Below are 2,383 nucleotides of genomic sequence, written 5' to 3'. Positions count from 1 at the left end.
GTGCTCTTCCGATCTTGAAAAATGACCTTACAAGCCAATTCACGGTTGATGCGATCACTGTGGGGTAATATGAAGGCTTTCCTGTTGCTCGGAGTGCTACTGCTCATGGTCCCCACCGCTAACGCTGCCGGTGAGCCGGCGCCACACTGGGACGGACGGTTCCACAACCAGGCACGCCTGCCGCAGGACGGCGTGATGAAGAAGCTGCGCATTGGCCTCAAGTACCTGTTCTTGCGCAAACCACCCGAAACCCGCCCCGCCAACCCCATCGCCGTGCAGCCCATGATCCGGCAGCAGGTGCTCGACGCACCTGATCACAGCCTCTGGCGCTTGGGCCATTCCACGATATTGCTCAAGTTGCGGGGTCGCTTCTTCATCACCGACCCGGTATTTGCCGAGCGCGCCTCCCCGGTGCAATGGGCAGGGCCGCAACGTTTTCATGCCCCACCACTTGGGCTGGACGAGTTGCCGCCGTTGGCTGCGGTAATTCTGTCCCATGATCACTTCGACCACCTGGACGAGCAGGCGATTCGTCGGCTTGCCCCGCGTACCGGGCTTTTCCTGGCCCCGCTTGGCGTGGGTGACCGGTTGATCGAATGGGGCGTTGCCCCTGACAAGGTACGTCAGCTGGATTGGTGGCAGGAGACCGAGGTCGACGGCGTGCGTTTCGTCGCGACCCCGGCGCAGCATTTTTCTGGGCGTGGTCTGTTCGACAGCAATCAGACCTTGTGGGCGTCGTGGGTGATCATTGATGAACAGCTGAGGGTGTTCTTCAGCGGCGATACTGGGTACTTCGATGGCTTCAGGCAAGTTGGCGAACGCTTCGGGCCTTTCGACCTGACCCTGATCGAAACCGGGGCCTATAACGTCGCCTGGCCGAACGTGCACATGCAGCCAGAGCAGAGCCTGCAGGCACACCTGGACCTGCGCGGGCGCTGGTTGCTGCCGATTCACAACGGCACGTTCGACTTGTCCATCCATGGCTGGCAGGAGCCGTTCGAGCGCATTCTGGCGCTGAGTGCGCAAGCGCAGGTGCGGCTAAGCACGCCGCAAATGGGCGAGCGGGTCAGCCTGGACTCGCCCCATGCCGGGCAGAACTGGTGGCAACCAAGGCCTGCGCAAGAGCACAGGCGGGCGGCCGAGCGTGCAGTGGCGGTGCGCTAAGGGTCATTTACCAGGGGCTTGCCGACGCGGGGAGGGCGGCGCCTGGTCGTCCAGCAGCCGCGAAGGCGGCTTGCCGCTGTCACTGCGCACTTGCGCATGGCTGATCAGCGCAAAGATGAAGCTGCCACCAATGATGTTGCCGGCCAAGGTCGGCAGGGCGAACTCCATCAAGAAGCTGCGCCAGGTCTCTTCACCGGCCCAGACCAGGTAGGACACCTCCACCGAACCGACGACGATATGGGTGAAGTCACCCAAGGCCATGAAGTACGTGATCATCAGGATGATCCAGATCTTGGCGTGCTCCATCGACGGAATCATCCAGACCATGGTGGCGATCATCCAGCCCGAGACGATGCCTTTGGCGAACATCTGGCTGATGTCGTTCTTCATTACCTTGCGGCCGACCTCAAGGAAGGCCACATCAGTCTTGCTGTCGAAGATCGGCAGCTCCAGCATGACCCAGGCCACCAGCAAGGTGCCCGCCAGGTTGCCGAGCAGTACCACGCTCCAGAGGCGCAGCAGGCGACCGAGGTTTGCCAGCGTGGGCGTGGTCATCACTGGCAGCACGGCGGTCAGCGTGTTCTCGGTGAACAGTTGCTGGCGGGCGAGGATTACCGCAAGGAAACCGGCACTGTAGCCGATGCTTGCGATTACCTGGGCGCTGTCGCCTTCCGGCAGGCGGGCATAGAACAACCCCATGGCCATGAGCGAAAGCCCCATGGACAACCCTGCAGCCAGCGCCGACCACCACAGTGCTGCGAGGGTGCGTTCCAGTTCCTGGTCGCCTTGGGCGCGAATGATCTCGTGTAGCACCGCTGCCCGTGGCGGCTGGTTATGGCTGACTTCCTGCTCTTCGTCTGCCGACAGGCCTGGCGTTTTCTCGCTTTGCGCATCGCTCATGATTGCCACGCTCCGTGGGGTGTTTATCTACAGATCGGTTGCGCCTTCATTAGTTGCGGGCAGGGGTAAAACGCGATTGGAAAGTTTTTTCAGATCAAGGTGTTGACTCTGATTTCAAAGCGCGTATTATTCGCCTCCTCGCAGCGATGAACGCTTCGGGGCAAGCGGTAAGATGTTGAAGTTAAAGGCTTTCGAAAGAAAGCAGCAGTTAAAAAACTTCAAAATAAACGCTTGACAGCAAATGAGGAAAGCGTAGAATGCACGCCTCGGTTGAGACGAAAAGCTCTTAACCAACCGCTCTTTAACAAATTGAATCAAG

General features: G+C 59.9%; 2 protein-coding genes. One reads left to right on the top strand and one right to left on the bottom strand.

All coding sequences use genetic code 11. The features are described from left to right. Positions 1–69: 69 nt before the first annotated feature. Positions 70–1,164 carry an MBL fold metallo-hydrolase gene (locus tag NP534_RS26595; RefSeq protein WP_274100709.1) on the top strand — a complete coding sequence of 365 codons (1,095 nt, stop codon included), beginning with the start codon at positions 70–72 and terminating at the stop codon, positions 1,162–1,164. Between the two features lie 3 nt (positions 1,165–1,167). On the opposite strand, the gene NP534_RS26590 is transcribed toward NP534_RS26595, so the two are convergent. Next, a complete protein-coding gene (locus NP534_RS26590; protein ID WP_047583684.1) occupies positions 1,168–2,064 on the bottom strand; it encodes a formate/nitrite transporter family protein in 897 nt (298 codons plus the stop codon). Positions 2,065–2,383: the final 319 nt, after the last annotated feature.

This window comes from Pseudomonas sp. 39004 (assembly GCF_028682155.1).
Lineage (GTDB): Bacteria > Pseudomonadota > Gammaproteobacteria > Pseudomonadales > Pseudomonadaceae > Aquipseudomonas > Aquipseudomonas capeferrum.
Note: the sequence above shows the minus strand (reverse complement) of the source record. Positions and strands in the feature narration are given on the sequence as shown.